Raw genomic sequence first — 1,077 nt, forward strand, 5'->3', positions numbered from 1 at the left:
CTCCCCGGCGACGAGCGCCGCGGCGTGCGCGAACTCCAGGTGGCTCAGGAGGGACAGGGGCGCGTCACGGCCCAGCACAGCCGACAACGCGTCCCCGGTACTCGTGTCCCGGGCCAAGGCCACGACTTCCGCCATCCGGCGGAGGTCTCTTTCCCCCAACGCGTCACCCGTCGCGGACATGTGCTGGTCCTCCCGTGAGGAAGGCCGTGCCCCACCCGGAGGCGGGGCTCGGCGGACTGGAAGCCCCGGTCGGGGCTAGGGTGTTTGCAGTTCCGGGTGGAGCTCGACGTCGCACCAGCGCACGAGGCCGGCGATGCGCGGCTGCCCGTCGTGCCGCCACACCATCGACGCCTTGGTCATCGCGCCGGGCGCGCACACCCGGCTCGCGCCGAGGACGGCCAGGTCGCGCGCGGCCCGGCGGAACTCCTCACCGACCGCGCCGAGGCCCACGTTCTGCAGGTGGCGGGCGTACGGGCGCATCAGGTCGACCGCGGCGGCCACGTCCGGCACCGACACGATCCGGGCGACCCGGTTGCCCGAACCGCTCAGGGGCATCAGCACGTCGTCCAGCACGACCGTCCACTCCAGACCGTCCGGGGCCCACACCCCGCTCGCCTCCGACGTGGCAGCGCGCCACTCGGCGAGGATGCGGCGGTGCTGCAGCACGGCGGCGTCCTCGGCGTCGATCGTCCCGGGTGGACTGTCCTGCGCCTCGCGGCGCATGGCGGCGGTGAGGTGCTGCGCGATGTCGCGGGCGTGGTCCTCGTGCACCACGTAGACCTGGGGCGACAGGCACGCGTGCTGGTCGAAGTCGCTGCAGTCGGCGGCGATCTGCCGGGCCACCTCGGCGGCGCCGTGCCTGGCCGCGTACTCCGCGCCGACGATGCCGAACGACAGCTTGTGCGAGTGCTCCTCGTAGAGCTGGTGCGGCCCGACCTTCGCGCGGATCGCGGCGCAGGCCTGGTCGCCGCCGTAGGCGATCACCGCGTCGGACTGCTCCAGCGCGGCCTGCAGCGTCACCTCGTCGTCGCGGTCCCAGTAGGTCGCCACGACGGCGTCGGCCAGCACCGGCTCGAC

General features: G+C 73.9%; 2 protein-coding genes. Both read right to left on the bottom strand.

The features are described 5' to 3' along the window. Window positions 1–180 (bottom strand): hypothetical protein (locus AB0G02_RS41880; protein ID WP_360806644.1); only part of this gene is annotated, 180 nt, incomplete at its 3' end. A gap of 75 nt (window positions 181–255) precedes the next feature. After that, window positions 256–1,077 (bottom strand): acyl-CoA reductase (locus AB0G02_RS41885; protein WP_360806647.1); only part of this gene is annotated, 822 nt, incomplete at its 5' end.

Origin of the sequence: Actinosynnema sp. NPDC023658, assembly GCF_040639995.1 — a bacterium.
Classification (GTDB): Bacteria; Actinomycetota; Actinomycetes; order Mycobacteriales; family Pseudonocardiaceae; genus Actinosynnema.